This is a genomic window from Pseudomarimonas salicorniae (genome assembly GCF_023156535.1).
GTDB classification, from domain to species: domain Bacteria; phylum Pseudomonadota; class Gammaproteobacteria; order Xanthomonadales; family Xanthomonadaceae; genus Pseudomarimonas; species Pseudomarimonas salicorniae.
The window spans coordinates 295,659-309,189 of the sequence record NZ_JALNMH010000003.1 but is presented as its reverse complement, the minus strand read 5'-3'; the positions used below and the strand labels follow the sequence as shown (position 1 = coordinate 309,189).

General features: G+C 68.0%; 10 protein-coding genes. 2 read left to right on the top strand and 8 right to left on the bottom strand.

All coding sequences use genetic code 11. The annotated features are described in order from the left end of the window. Nucleotides 1-67: 67 nt before the first annotated feature. The 3 genes from M0G41_RS05625 to M0G41_RS05615 form a co-directional block, all read right to left on the bottom strand. Nucleotides 68-1,744, bottom strand: a complete 1,677-nt coding sequence (locus M0G41_RS05625; protein WP_248206282.1) for a hypothetical protein — start codon at nucleotides 1,742-1,744, stop codon at nucleotides 68-70. Nucleotides 1,745-1,752: 8 nt separating this feature from the next. Continuing rightward, nucleotides 1,753-2,658 carry a cytochrome b family protein gene (locus M0G41_RS05620; RefSeq protein ID WP_248206280.1) on the bottom strand — a complete coding sequence of 302 codons (906 nt, stop codon included), beginning with the start codon at nucleotides 2,656-2,658 and terminating at the stop codon, nucleotides 1,753-1,755. A 62-nt stretch (nucleotides 2,659-2,720) separates the two neighbouring features. Continuing rightward, nucleotides 2,721-5,123, bottom strand: coding sequence for a cyclic nucleotide-binding domain-containing protein (locus M0G41_RS05615; protein WP_248206277.1), 2,403 nt, complete (start codon nucleotides 5,121-5,123; stop codon nucleotides 2,721-2,723). Between the two features lie 144 nt (nucleotides 5,124-5,267). Between M0G41_RS05615 and M0G41_RS05610 the strand changes: the two genes are divergently transcribed. Next, entirely contained in the window at nucleotides 5,268-6,941 is a 1,674-nt protein-coding gene (locus tag M0G41_RS05610; protein WP_248206273.1) for a hypothetical protein, read from the top strand. Then, entirely contained in the window at nucleotides 6,938-8,188 is a 1,251-nt protein-coding gene (ispG, locus tag M0G41_RS05605) for a flavodoxin-dependent (E)-4-hydroxy-3-methylbut-2-enyl-diphosphate synthase (protein WP_248206271.1), read from the top strand. Before M0G41_RS05610 ends, ispG begins: the two co-directional genes overlap by 4 nt. Nucleotides 8,189-8,608: 420 nt before the next feature. Here ispG and M0G41_RS05600 read toward each other — a convergent pair whose 3' ends face one another. The 5 genes from M0G41_RS05600 to amaB all read right to left on the bottom strand — a co-directional run bounded on the left by M0G41_RS05600 (nucleotide 8,609) and on the right by amaB (nucleotide 13,524). Next, nucleotides 8,609-9,472 carry a DMT family transporter gene (locus tag M0G41_RS05600; protein WP_248206348.1) on the bottom strand — a complete coding sequence of 288 codons (864 nt, stop codon included), beginning with the start codon at nucleotides 9,470-9,472 and terminating at the stop codon, nucleotides 8,609-8,611. 47 nt (nucleotides 9,473-9,519) lie between these two features. Further along, nucleotides 9,520-10,572 (bottom strand): UDP-N-acetylmuramate dehydrogenase, encoded by a 1,053-nt coding sequence (gene murB / locus M0G41_RS05595; RefSeq protein WP_248206269.1) that lies wholly within the window; start codon nucleotides 10,570-10,572, stop codon nucleotides 9,520-9,522. A 70-nt stretch (nucleotides 10,573-10,642) separates the two neighbouring features. Beyond that, on the bottom strand, nucleotides 10,643-11,683 hold the full coding sequence (locus M0G41_RS05590; protein ID WP_248206267.1) for a quinone-dependent dihydroorotate dehydrogenase: 1,041 nt from the start codon (nucleotides 11,681-11,683) through the stop codon (nucleotides 10,643-10,645). Nucleotides 11,684-11,698: 15 nt separating this feature from the next. Next, complete coding sequence (locus M0G41_RS05585; RefSeq protein WP_248206264.1) at nucleotides 11,699-11,980, bottom strand: DUF4190 domain-containing protein; 282 nt, start codon at nucleotides 11,978-11,980, stop codon at nucleotides 11,699-11,701. Nucleotides 11,981-11,988: 8 nt separating this feature from the next. Next, the gene (amaB, locus tag M0G41_RS05580) at nucleotides 11,989-13,524 is read right to left on the bottom strand and encodes an L-piperidine-6-carboxylate dehydrogenase (protein ID WP_248206261.1); all 1,536 of its coding nucleotides are present in this window, start codon (nucleotides 13,522-13,524) and stop codon (nucleotides 11,989-11,991) included. Nucleotides 13,525-13,531 lie beyond the last annotated feature (7 nt).

Sequence of the window (13,531 nt, the reverse complement as noted above, 5' to 3'; positions counted from 1 at the left end):
GTGGCGTCGCTGGCCTGCAGCGTACTCGTCGCAGGTCCAAGAGGAAACCGTTGGCACGGAATGCGGGTCATTGGAGGTCAACCTGGAGGAGGTGATCGGACTCGTGGTATCCGTGGCAAGTGATGCATCCGGATTCGAGCTTGTCGTGCCCGCCCTCGTCGCCGGCGTGGCATTGCCTGCAGTTGGCGATGTCGGGCAGCAGCAGATCCTCGCTGGAACTGGATGTGGTCGCGGCATGGCAGCCCGCGCAGGTCATGGTGGTGTGGCTGGCGTGGTCGAAGCGGGACTTCGGGAACCAGATGCCGGAGACCCGCACGGGCGCGACCGCCCAGGGCTCTTCGGTGGTTCTTCCGGGGCTGACCTCGTGGCAGACCGTGCAGGCGCGGCCGGTGAACAGGCTCTCGCCGACCTGGCGGGCCTTGTCGCGGGCCCAGGTCAGGGCCAACTGGCGCTGCTGGGGCTGGACCGACTGCCCGGGCAGGCGGCGGGTGCGCAGCGAGACCGGCGCCGACTCGTCCTTGACCTCGCCCTCGAGGGCGCGCCGGGCATAGAACTCGTCAAGCATGTAGAAGATCTCGGTGATCCGCGCATGCGGCACCTGTCGCTCCGGCTCGGTTACGTCGAAGCTCAGGGCGTGGCAGTCCTGGCACATGCTCTCGAAGTCGACCGGCTTCATGATCGCACCGCCGGCATCCGGCACGTGGCAGCTGGAGCACTCCAGCACCCGTCGGCCCGAGGGCGCGTTGATGCCCTCCTTGTCGAGATGCACATCGTGGGGGAACTTGAGGCCCGAACCTTCCTTGAGGTCAGCCGCCAGGGTGACCCGCTCGGGGGCGAACACCCCCTGGGCGTCCCAGCGCGGCAAGGACACCTTGAACTCGGGGTGCACCTCTCCGAAGTCGGTCGCCTCGCCGAGCGTGCTGGCGCCGGCGGTCCTGGTGCCGAGGTCGGTGTGGCAGTCCGCGCACAATGACTGGTCGCCGCGGATCAGCGCGGTCTTGCCGTTGTGGTCGCGGTGGCAGTGGGCACAGCGGGCGTCACCCAGTTCCGGCAGGTTGAAGACCTCGGGGTCGGCGTGCGCCGGAGTCAGCGCGTGGCAGGTCAGGCAGTCGCCATCCTTGACCCAGGCGAAGGCCTCGCTGTGGCAGGCGCTGCATTCGCTCTGGAAGAAATGGTGGGCCCCGGCCAGCTCTCCGGCCATCCACGCATCGCGGGAGGGCAGGGGAGACCCGCGCAGCAGCGAGGACAATCCGGATGAGTAGTGGGACGCTGCCGGCAGCACCAGGAACAGCAGGAAGATGGCGATGAACAGGGCCCAGGCCGGCCCGCGCTTGGAGAGCCTGGTCTCGGCCAGTGACGTCGGTGGGCGCTTGCGCTGGATCTCCGCGGCCTGCTCGCTCTTGTCGATCTGGCTGATCTCGACCGCGGCGTCGTAGTCCTCGGGCGGTTCCAGCAGCTCGAGGCGAAAGCCGCCCAGCTCGATCTGGGTACCGGCCGCGCAGGTCGCCTGGTGGACGATGCCGCCGTTGATCCGCACCCCCGCCTCGATCAGCGATTCGACGCGGTACTTGCCCTTGGACAGCGAGGTGATCTTCGCGTGCTCGAGTGCGACGCGCATGTCGGTGAGGAAGACCGCCTGACTGGCGCCGCGGCCAACGGTGAGGACATCACCGAAGTGGATGTCGTCCTCGTAGCTGACCTGACCTTTTCCCTTGCGGTGAACTCGGCGGACTAACCAGCGCATGGATCACCTCACCAGTAGAAGAAGACGGACACGATGTGGGCGACCAGTGCCGCCAGCAGGCCGATGCTGAGCGGGACATGCACGTACAGCCAGATCTCCATGAGCGCCTGCAGCTGGATATCCTTGGCCACGCGACCGGCCAGGGCCTTCTTGCGGGTCAGCAGGTCGATGAGCTTCCGTAGCGCCTCGGCCTGCTTGTCCGTCGATGTCTCGGAAGACAGGAAGTCGACCATCGCGAACATCGTCTTCGATTCCGCCCTGTTCTTCTTCTTGAGCTCCTTGTCGCGGGCGGTGGCCGCGGCACGAAGGCTGGACAGGGCCGCCTCGGAGTCGTCGCGCGCGGTCAGCTGCATCCATACGCCGCCGCCGAGGCGGGTGCGTTCGATCGAGCGCAACACGACTGAATGGATCTTCGGGTCGACGGCGTCGGCGAGCGTCAGGGCGTTCTGGTCAAGCTCGACGATCTCGTCGAGCATCGCATTGCGGGTGGCGTTCTCGCGATTGCGCGTCATCATCGTGGGGTAGCGCAGATAGGCGTAAACCCCGAAGAAGCCCGAGAAGATGACGCCCAGCATCAGCACCAGGGCGAGGGTGTGGACGTTCCAGCCAACCTGGAATCCGGAATGCAGGAAGGCGATCAGGATCAGGCTGGTGCCAAGATAGACGTGCGCTGAGAGCCAGCCGACGGCCGTGCCACTGCCCGAGCCGTAGCGGCGTTTGCGCACGCCGAACCAGGTGAGCCAGAAAATCAGCAGGGCGCCGATCGTCCCCAGCGTATAGCCGAGCCAGGTGCCGCCGTTCGGCGGCGCCCCCTCGGGCGTATGCCACAGGTAGGCCACCAGGCTCGCCAGGGCGAGGACCAGGGCGATCCAGAAGTAACGGTAGCTTCCGTGGGTCAGTAGGGACGCATGCATGGCCTGCGGTCACTCCTTGCTGCCGTGCGGGTGGCGAGGGGTATCAGAGGTCGGACAGGCGCTCAGTTGCGGGATTGCGCATAGCCCACCAGTTCCTCCGGGGAAATACGGATTGCAGCGCCGGTCGGGCAGGAGCGCACGCACGCCGGCCCACCGGAAATGTCCTTGCACATGTCGCACTTCACGGCCTTCTTCTCGGAGGCCTTGCTGTCCTTGGCGTAGGGCGCCTCGCCCGGGCCGCTGCCGCTGCCGAACATCAGCCAGCTGAGCAGCCCCGGCTTCTTCTCCTTGCGCCCGGACATGTGGATCACGCCGTAAGGGCAGTTCCGCTCGCAGTTGCCGCAGCCGATGCAGTTGTCGCCGATGAACACCTCGCCGTCCGGGGTGCGGTGGATCGCGTCCGGCGGGCAGTCCTTCATGCAGTGCGGATGCTCGCAGTGGCGGCAGGATGTCGGCACGTGTACGTTGGCGAAGGTGGGGCCGGCTTCACGGTCCAGCCTCGATGTGCCCTTGTGGGTTTCCGCGCAGGCCTTCTCGCAGTTGTCGCAGCGCACGCAGAGCGACTCGTCGATCAGCAGCACGTCGGTGGCTTCACCGACGCCCTGCTGCATGAGGAAGGAGATGATGTCGGCGCCGCGCCCGGCCTGCTGCATGGCAAGGTTGGCAGCGGCGCGCTGGCGGTACTCGGCCTGCAGCTGGAGCCGCAGGCCGGGGTCGCGGGCGAGGAGCTTCTTGAAGGCATCGGCCCCTAGCCGGACGGTTTCGGTCGCCACCGCGGCTCGGGCCGTGGCCGAACGCGTGGAATCTCCGAGCAGGGCCATCTCGCCCACGTAGTTGCCGGCCGGGACGTAGGACAGGACGATCTCCCGGCCGCCGATATTGCGCGAGATGGTCAGCGAGCCAACCCGGACCAGGTGCAGTGAGTCGCCGGGGTCACCCTCGCCGAACAGCACCTCGTCGGCCTGGTACTTGCAGATCTCGGCGTCGGCGACGATGTCGGCAAGGTCGGCCGAGGCGGTGTTCGGGGCGAAGCGCTGCTGGATGGCGCGGGTAATGAAGACCAGATCGATCTCGCGCTTTACCGCGGCGACCGAGTTGATCAGCTTGGTCATCGAGCGACGCGGCGTCTCCACCAGGACGCAGCCGGGGCCGGCGAACACGCTGGCCGAACGGCGGCGACCCGAGATCAGGCTCATCTCGCCGAAGAACTCTCCCCGGCCAAGACTGATCCGCTGGCCGGTTTCGGCGTTGACCTCGACCTCCACCGTGCCGTCGACCACGCAGTAGAAGCTGTTGGTGTAGTCGTTCCGGCGGAACACGGCATCGCCCTGTTTGGGCGTGCGCACGTCGGAGTCGAGCATGAACTCGCGCAGCTGCAGCGGCGTGATGTGTGACAGCAGACGGACGTTGTCCTGGACCCGCTTCAGCGCCGCCTCGACGGTGCTGAAGCCGGGCATGTTCTTGAACTTGTCGCGCAGCAGCGGCTCGTCGGCCGGCTCGACCTTCTCGCCGAGGATGTACTCGACGACCTCGTACCCCTGGTTCATCGCCTGCTTGATCAGCGGATAGCCGCCCAGGGCGCCGACGATGTAGAGGCCCTTGACGTTGCTCTCGTACTGCGGGCTGATGGCCGGCACGGAGGCCGGATCCTTGCTCGGGAACTGCACGCCCGTCGACTCGACGAAGCCGCGCGGCGCGGTGGCCCCCAGGCGGCCGATGACCCGGTCGCAGAGGATCTGCGCGCGGCCCTTGGGCGTGGCAAGCACGATGCGTCCCGGCTTGCGGCCGACGCTGAGCGCTTCGACCTTCTCCGGTGCGGCGCCGTAGTAGCAGGTGATGCTGCCATCGTCGATGTGCTTGAGGATCAGGTCCAGGTTGCCCTGCTTGGCGCGGGCGAACTCGTCGCGCCGGTTGACGATGATCACCTCGTTCTGTTTCGACAGGGCGACCGCGTTCTCGATGGCGGCATCGCCGGCGCCGATGACGACGATGGTCTCGCCGGCGTATTCGTCGGGGTCATCCAGCTGGTACTGGACGAAGGGCAGGTCCTCGCCCGGCACGCCGAGCTTGCGGATGTTGCCCTGCAGGCCGATGCCGAGGATCACGTTGTCGGCCTCGTACGTGCCGGCCCGCGTGGTGATGACGAAGTGCCCGGCCTCCTGCTTCTTGATGGCGGTCACCTCGGCGCCGTGCCGGACGTTGACCTTCAGCGCGGCAACGCCATCGTCCCAGGCGCCGAGGATCACTTCGCGGCTGCCCGCGGTGAAGGGCAGGGGCGAGCGCAGCGGCAGGATGCCGGGCTCGTCCATGACGTGCTTGCCCTTCTGGTAGCGGTAGATGGTGTTCGAAAGATGGGCTTCGGACTCGAGCAGGACGTGGGGAATCCCGCGCTCCGCGGCCCGCGCTGCGGCGGACAGTCCTCCTGGTCCCGATCCTACGACCGCAATGCGGAATCGTTCCGTCATGCTGCGCCCCCCAGCGCTGAGCCCCGTCCCGATCATATCAGCCTAGCGAAGGGCATTTCACCCGCGGGGTCGAAGCGGCTGCCGGCATTACGCTGTTCACCGCACAACGCTTAAGCTATGCGGGTTGCTACCGGACTTCCCCCAATGAGCCAGCCATACAGCGATCTCCTCGACGGACTTGCTCCGCGCTCGGCGCCCGGCGCGGACAGTTTCCCCGCCGATCCGCGACGCGCCTCGGCCTGGGTCAATGCGCTGCCGAGGGCCAACCAGGCGGTGACCGGGGACATGCTGGAGAAGGCGCTGGTGAACCTGCGCGGCCAGCGACTCGATGGCGGCCAGCGTCTGGCGGTGATGGAAATCCTCCGGCCGATGTTGCTCGAGGTTATGCAGACCCTGCTCAAACAGTGCCAGAGCAGCCCGATTCCGCTGCCGCCGCCGAAGGCGCGGCTGTTCGACCGGCTGCAGCTGATTGAACACGAGACTGCCCTCGGATACCGGCTTGCCCTGGTCGAGTACTGCGCGCCGGCCGGCAAGGTGCCGCTGCTGCGCGGTGGAAACGTGGCGCTTGCCCTAGAACGTGCCCTCTTCCACACGGCGCGCTGCCTGGCCCACGCGTACTTCGTCTATCGTCAGCCGCCACCGGGAATCTGGCTGCAGCTGCATCGCCTCTACGCGTTCGCGCAGTCGGTGCGACTGCAGGACAAGGCGGTCGACGACGCTGGCGCGAAACAGGCGCTGAGCCCGAGATCGATCTACGCTCATGCGCTCCTGATCGCAGTGTCCAATCCGTATCGCTTCTCGCAGCGCGAGCAGGGCGAATTGGCCGAGCTCGGTCCCCAGCTCGCGGGTCATGTTTCGATCACCGAGAAGCGCGAGCAGGAGGATGACCTGGCCGTTCCGCTGGACAGCGATCGCGGCCCGGGCTACATCGCCAGCGAGCGTGAGGATGACGACACCGCCCGGCTCTGGATCAGCGTCGCGACGCTGCGCGAACAGATCGACGCCGCCCTCGCCGGGGCGCAAGGCGATCAGGTGGAGATCCGGGGCAGCGATGGCAAGCCCAGGTCCATGCCGGCTGAGTTGCTGTCGCGCCTGCGTGGCGGCTGGGGGCGCAGCCAGTCCCGGCGCAACACCCGACTGGCCGCCCAGCACCAGCTCGACACGGCGATCGGCCTGTCGGGTCTGCACTTCCACCTGGCGGGCCTGGTCGATTTCGATACCTTTCTGCGGCAGGCAGGCGACAGCGAGGAATCAGCGCCCGACAGCAAGGCGCCGCAGCGCGCCGTCTGGGCGCATGCCGCGGTCGACGCTGGCCGGATCCCGCTGCAGTCCGCGGTGGTCGCCGACCAGAGTCTGGGTGGCTACCACCTGCACTGGGAAGCCGAGGAGGGCGTCAAGGCGCGGGTGGGCGAGCTGATCGGCCTTTCGGTGCCGGAAGAAGGCGAAGAGCGGCAGTGGCTGCTCGGGGTGATCCGCTGGCTGCGCTACGACGCCGACGGCTGCGTCGATGCCGGCGTCCAGCTCCTTTCGCGTCGCGTGCGTCCGGTCGCCCTGCGCTTGCTCGACGGCGAGGGGCGGCTGCCGCTTCGCGGTATCGAGTACCAGCCGGTGCACGGCGAGGCCAACGGTGCGCTGCACTTCTCGGCCGCCGGCACGATTGAGGCCGGTGCGCAGCAGATCGAGGTGCTGCGCGTGCCCGACATGAGCGACCTCGACGAACCGGTGAGCATGCGAGAGATGGCCGAATCCCCCACCGTCGCCGAGAATGCGGGCGACTATGTGCTCCTGACCGCCCAGCGCAGCGGAGGTGCGGCGTGAGCCCGACACCCTCTGCGCTCGGCACCCAGCCCAGGCACGGCACGCGCCAGGTCCGCATCGGCGGGGTGACCATGGGCGGCGGTGCGCCGGTCGTGGTCCAGTCGATGACCAATACCGACACGGCCGATGTGCAGTCGACCACGAAGCAGATCAGCGAACTGGCCCGTGCCGGTTCCGAGCTGGTGCGGATCACGGTCAATACGCGGGAGGCTGCCGCCGCCGTGCCGCGGATCCGCGACCGGTTGGCCATGATGGGCGTCTCGGTGCCGCTGATCGGTGACTTCCACTACAACGGCCACCAGCTTCTGGCCGACGAGCCCGGCTGCGCCGAAGCGCTGGCCAAGTACCGGATCAACCCGGGAAACGTGGGCTTCGGAAAGAAGAAGGATCTGCAGTTCGCCAGCATGATCGAGACCGCGCTGCGCTGGGACAAACCGGTGCGAATCGGCGTCAACTGGGGCTCCCTTGACCAGAGCCTCGCCCAGGCCCTGATGGATGAGAACGCCGCCCGTGCCGAACCCTGGGACGCTGGCGCGGTGATGCGCGAGGCTCTGGTCCGCTCGGCCGTCGATTCCGCGGCCAAGGCGATGGACATCGGCCTGCCGGCCGAGCGCATCGTGCTTTCGGCCAAGGTCAGCGGCGTGCAGGAGCTGATCGCGGTCTACCGCGAGCTGGCCCGGCGCAGCGACTGCGCCCTGCACCTTGGACTGACCGAGGCGGGAATGGGCAGCAAGGGCATGGTGGCCTCGGCCGCGGCGCTGGCGGTCCTGCTGCAGGAAGGGATCGGCGACACGATCCGCATCTCGCTGACCCCGGAACCCGGCGCATCGCGCACCCAGGAGGTCATCGTCGCCCAGGAGCTGCTGCAGACCATGGGCCTGCGCGCCTTCACCCCGATGGTCACCGCCTGTCCCGGCTGCGGCCGCACCACCAGCAGCTTCTTTCAGGAGCTGGCGCAGACCGTCCAGGAGCACGTTCGCGCGCGCATGCCGACCTGGCGCATCTCGCACCCCGGCGCCGAGAGCCTGACGCTCGCCGTGATGGGCTGCGTGGTCAATGGCCCGGGTGAAAGCAAGCACGCCAACATCGGCATCTCCCTGCCCGGCACCGGCGAAGCGCCGGCCGCCCCGGTGTTCATCGACGGCAGCAAGGCCATGACCCTGCGCGGTGAGCACATCGCCCGCGAGTTCGTGCAGATCATCGACGACTACGTCGAACGCCGCTTCGGCCGCTCCGACGCTGCCTGAGCAGAGGCGTGGCGGAGGCCGGATAGGGCGCAAAGCAGACCTTCCGCAGATCCCAAATGTAGGAGCCAGCTTGCTGGCGATAGGCGCCCCGGACGGGACGATCGCCAGCAAGCTTGCTCCTACACGCAACGGTGCTGCAAGGTCCGGTTTGCGCCGCAAAGCAGGCCTTGCCGCAGTCAAATTGTGGGAGTGCCCTTGGGCGCGACCGCGGGGTTCCGCTCTGGCCGCGGTCTGAGGTGAATCTGTAGCGCCGCGGTCGCGCCCAAGGGCACTCCCACAGTCGGGCACCGTTGGGGGTCGGCGAAGGCCTATAGGGGGTGCCTTGGCGCACAGATATGGGCGTTCGGACGGTACGCCCGGTGCGGCAAGCCGCACCCTATGAATGTCCGGTTCGCGCCCGAAGCAGACCTCGCGCCGCGCCTACCGCGGGGGCGTCGGCGCCTGGGCGGCGTGCAGGGCGCGTTTGGCGAGAACGGCCTCGCGCCTTGCGATATAGGCGGTGCTGATGAAGATCACCGCCGACCCCGCCAGGGTGAACACGTCGGGCGTTTCGGCGAACAGCCACCAGGCCAGCACCGCCACCACCGGCAGCTGCAGAAAGCTGATCGGGGTCAGTGCGGAGGCGTCGCCCGCGCGCAGCGCGCGGGTCCAGAACCAGTGGGCGGCGGTGCCGAACAGACCCGACAGGGCCCCCCACATCCAGCCTGCGGGTGAAGGCCAGACCCACACGAACAGGGCCGGGACGAAAGACAGCGGCACCCAGATCAGGGTGGTGAACAGGACGATGGCGTCGGCCGGTTCGGTGCGCGAGAGGATCTTGATGCTGATCGCCACCATGCCGCTGGCAATCGCCGCGGTGAGCGCAACGAGGCTGGCGTAGCTGAATCCCTCGGCGCCGGGACGCACGATGACCATCACGCCGATGAAGCCGAGCGCCACTGCGGTCCAGCGCCGCGCCCGGACCACCTCGCCAAGCACCAGCACCGCGCCGATCGTGATGAAGATCGGCGTCGAGTAGGAGATCGCCACGGCCTGGGCCAGCGGCAGGTGGGCAATCGCCCAGAAGCCGCACAGCATCGAGACGATGCCGATGCCGCAGCGCAGGAAGTACAGCGAGAGCTTGTCGGTGCGGAGCAGGCCGAGGCCGGCCCGGGCCAGCAGGGGCAGGGCGAACAGCAGGCCGAACAGGTTGCGCATGAAGGCCACCTCGAACGGATGCATGTGGTGGGAGGCCAGGCGGATGGTAATCACCATGGCTCCGAACAGCAGGGCGGCTCCGACCATCAGCAGGGCGGCCCGGGTGGTCAGTAGCTGGCCTTCCCCGGCCGGGTTCACCAGCTGGCGCCCACCAGGCGTGGCTCGGGCTCGAGATCGACCCCGAAGCGCTCGCGCACCGAGGCCGCGATGCGCCGGGCGAGCTCGAGGATCTGCGCGCCATCGGCGCGGCCGTGGTTGACCAGGACCAGGGCGTGCTGCTCGGCGACCCCGGCATCGCCCTCTCGGAATCCGCGCCAGCCGGCCTGCTCGATCAGCCAGCCAGCGGATAGCTTGACCTGGCCCTCGGCGGCCGGCCAGTTCGGCATGCCGGGATGCCGCTCCAGCATCGCCTCGATCCGCGCGCCGGGGATCTCGGGATTCTTGAAGAAGCTGCCGGCGTTGCCGAGCAGGGCGGGCAGGGGCAGCTTGCGCGCGCGGATGCGCGAGATGGCCTCGGCCACGTGCAGCGGTCGCGGCGGATCGACGCCGATCACCGCCAGCTCTTCCCGCACGCCGGGATAGTCGAGGCGCAGCGGCGCCTCGCGCTGCAGGTCGAAGGCAACGCGCAGGATGATCCAGCGTCCGGATTCGCGCTTGAACCGCGAGTCGCGATAGCCGAAGGCGCACTCGGTCCGGTCGAGTCGGCGCAGTCGCCGGGTATCGAGGTCCCAGGCCTCGACCCAGGCCAGTGTCTGCGAGACATCGGCCCCGTAGGCACCGATGTTCTGGATCGGGCAGGCGCCCACCGAACCCGGGATCAGGGCCATGTTCTCCAGGCCGTGCAGGCCCCGGCCGACGCTCCATCGGACCAGGTCGTCCCAGCGCTCGCCGGCCTCGGCCAGCACGCGAACGCGTCCGGCGTCCTCGTCGATCACCTTCAGCCCGGGCAATCCAAGGCTCAGCACCAGGCCCGGCACCCGGCCGACCAGCAGCAGGTTGCTGCCCTCGCCGAGCACCAGCATCGGCAGGCCCTGCACGAAGGGCGCATCGAGCAGCTGCTGCAGGCCTTCCAGGCTGCGCACCTCGGCGAGCAGGTCGGCGGTGGCCGGCACGCCGAAGGTGTTGCGCGCCTGAAGCGGGGCATTCTCGCGGAGCAGGTAGCCGCTCATCTCGGGCAGGGAATCCATCGGCGGCTGCATCAGTGAATCTGTAGGTTCAAGGGCGCCGCGCTTCGGAGGCGGGCCAGGGCGACGAGGGTCACCCGGTGCTGCTGGGCGCCTCGCGGCGGCGGCGGATGGCATCGACGGACTCGCGGACCAGGTCCGGGCCGCGGTAGATCAGGCCGGTATACATCTGCACCAGGGTTGCTCCCGCGGCAATCTTTCCGGCCGCGTCGGCACCGCTCAGGATGCCGCCGACGCCTATCACCGGCATCGACTTCGGCAGGTGCGCGCGCAGGCGACGCAGCACGTAGGTGCTGTGGCCGTAGAGCGGCTTGCCGGATAGCCCGCCTTCCTCGCTGGCGTGTGGCTGGCCTTCGACCTCGGTTCGGCTCACCGTGGTGTTGGTGGCGATGACCCCGTCGACCTTCGCCTCGGTCAATACCTTGGCGATGTTGTCGATGGCGCCGTCGTCGAGATCGGGTGCGATCTTCACCAGCATCGGCTTGCGCGTGCCGGTGCGCGAGCCGAGCGTCTCCTGAGCGTCGCGCAGGCGGCCGAGAAGCCGTCGCAGCGCGTCCTCGCCCTGGAGGTCACGCAGCCCCTGGGTGTTGGGGCTGGAGATGTTGATGGTGACGTAGCTCGCCAGCGGGTAGACCTTCTGCAGGCAGTAGAGGTAGTCGTTGACTGCGTTCTGGTTGCTGGTGTCCCGGTTCTTGCCGATGTTGATGCCGAGGATGCCGGTGAAGCGGCTTGCCTCCACATTGCGCACCAGCGCGTCGACGCCGGCGTTGTTGAAACCGAGCCGGTTGATCACGCCCTGGGCGCGCGGCAGGCGGAACATGCGCGGCTTCGGATTGCCCTCCTGCGGGCGCGGCGTGGTCGTGCCGATCTCGATGAAGCCGAAGCCGAGCGCGGCCAGGGCGTCGATGTACTCGCCGTTCTTGTCCATACCCGCGGCGAGGCCGACGGGGTTCGGGAACTCGAGTCCGAACGCCTTGGTCTTGAGCGGCCTGGGCTGAAGGGCGACCAGGGGCCGCAGGCCGAGGCGCCAGGCGGTGTCGATGGCCTTCAGGCCAAGCGCATGGGCACGCTCGGGATCGAGCGAGAAGAGGAAGGGTCGGAAGAGGGGATACACGGGGTGTCTGTGATCTCAGCCGGCTCCGCCCAGCGCTGCCAGCACCCCGAGGCTGAGCACGCCGAAGACCACGGCAAGGAAGAGGAGGATGGTCAGCCCGATGTTGAGATAGCCCAGCACCAGGCCGATCAGGGCCAGGTTGTCGCCGTCGATCCGTTCCCTGCGGATCTCGGCGCGGGCCATGTGGCCCGCGACGATGGCCACCAGCGCGCCCAGCAGCGGCAGCGCGATCCACGACACGATGCCGAAGACAAGGCTGATGATGGCCGCGGTGCTGGTGCGCTGGGTGGCGTTCATGGCGATTCCTAGAAGTCGAACTTGATGCCCTGGGCCAGCGGCAGCGCGTCGGTGTAGTTGATGGTGTTGGTCTGGCGGCGCATGTAGGCCTTCCAGGCGTCCGAGCCCGACTCACGGCCGCCGCCGGTCTCCTTCTCACCACCGAAGGCGCCACCGATCTCGGCGCCCGAGGTGCCGATGTTGACGTTGGCAATGCCGCAATCGGATCCGGAGGCCGATAGGAACTGCTCGGCATGGCGAACGTTCAGGGTGAAGATCGCCGAGGACAGGCCCTGCGGGACTGCGTTCTGCATCGCAATGGCCTCGTCCAGTTCCTCGAAGGGCATAACATACAGAATCGGCGCGAAAGTTTCCGTCTGCACGGCTTCACAGTCGTTGCCGACCCCGGTAATGATCGCCGGGGTGACGAAGTTGCCCGGGCGGTCGAGCACCTTGCCGCCGGTGCGCAGGGTACCGCCGGCCTTCTTGGCGCTCTCGATCGCGGCCAGATAGCGCTGCACCGAGGCCTGGTCGGTCAGCGGTCCCATCAGGGTGGCCGGGTCGGTCGGGTCGCCGATGCGCTTCTCGACCTGCTGGTAGGCGGCCACCAGCTTCTCCACCAGCTCGTCATGCATCGAGCTGTGCACGAACAGGCGGCGCGTGGTGGTGCAGCGCTGGCCCGCGGTGCCGACGGCGCCGAAGACGATGGCCGGAATGGCCAGCTTCAGGTCGGCGGTCTGGTCGACGATGATCGCGTTGTTGCCGCCCAGCTCCAGCAGGGAGCGACCCATGCGCTTGGCGACCTGCACACCGACCTGGCGGCCGACCCGGGTCGAGCCGGTGAAGCTGATCAGCGGAATGCGGGTGTCGTCGACGAAGCGCGCGGCCAGCTCGGTGCCGGCGTCGTTGAACAGGAAGAAGATGTCCGGGAAGCCGGCCTCGCGCAGGGCCTCGTTGCAGATCTTCATCGAGGCGATGGCGGTCAGCGGCGTCTTCGGCGAGGGCTTCCAGATCGAGACATCACCACAGACCGCTGCGATGAACGCGTTCCAGGCCCAGACCGCGACCGGGAAATTGAAGGCGCTGATGATTCCCACAAGGCCGATCGGGTGCCACTGCTCGTACATGCGGTGGCCCGGGCGTTCGGAATGCATGGTCAGGCCGTAGAGCATGCGCGACTGGCCGACCGCGAAGTCGGCGATGTCGATCATCTCCTGCACCTCGCCGTCGCCCTCGGGCTTGATCTTGCCCATCTCGAGGCTGACCAGGGTGCCGAGCGCATCCTTGTGCCGGCGCAGGGCGTCGCCACACAGGCGCACGGCCTCGCCGCGGCGCGGCGCGGGCAGGTTGCGCCAGGCGACCTGCGCGGCCAGGGCGCGCTCCATCATCCGCTCGTAGTCGGCCTCGCTGCTGGCGTGGACCTTGGCGATGACCTCGTTGGAGCTGGGGTTGTTGGCCTCGATCAGGCCGGCGTCGGTGGTCTTGGACCACTCGCCGTTGCCGAGGTACGTTCCGGAATTGAACTCGCCAAGTCCGAGTGACTTGAGCAGGTCTGCGTGCGCCATGGGCTCT